At 46.9% G+C, this 407-nt stretch carries 1 protein-coding gene; it reads right to left on the bottom strand.

The window, feature by feature from the left end; genetic code table 11:
* Positions 1-324: hypothetical protein (locus WDW90_RS38330; protein ID WP_336492905.1), on the bottom strand; the 324-nt coding region annotated here is incomplete at its 3' end.
* Positions 325-407 lie beyond the last annotated feature (83 nt).

Here is a 407-nt window from a genome sequence, read left to right as displayed (position 1 = left end):
GTGCAATCTCTCGGTCAGCCCAGGCATGATGCGCCCTCTCGGCCCATACTGATCAAGGATCAGCTCGCATAATTTAGGTTGGTTCTTCTCCTTTTCTAAATCAATCATCACAACGGTGACTAGAGACTGGAATTCTTCACTAAAAAAATCTTCGGACTTCATCCCGGCATCCTTGAGCTTTGTAAAGGTCTCTACATTATCTACTTTCAGATTTTTGCAGGAATATTCTGCCCACGTTAAAGATCCAAATATCGTCGCGTACCTTGTAAGTTCCATGGATTTGGCAATAGCTGGCGTAGAAGCGCCACCTAGGATGATCGCCAACAGTACAGCCTGCTTCGAGGGCAGTTTCCCGGTACACCACGGCATTTGCCATTATAGGCCGGACTCACGTTGCCATCATGATA

Origin of the sequence: Methylobacterium nigriterrae, from assembly GCF_037106235.1 — a bacterium.
GTDB classification, from domain to species: Bacteria; Pseudomonadota; Alphaproteobacteria; order Rhizobiales; family Beijerinckiaceae; genus Methylobacterium; species Methylobacterium nigriterrae.
Note: the sequence above shows the minus strand (reverse complement) of the source record. Positions and strands in the feature narration are given on the sequence as shown.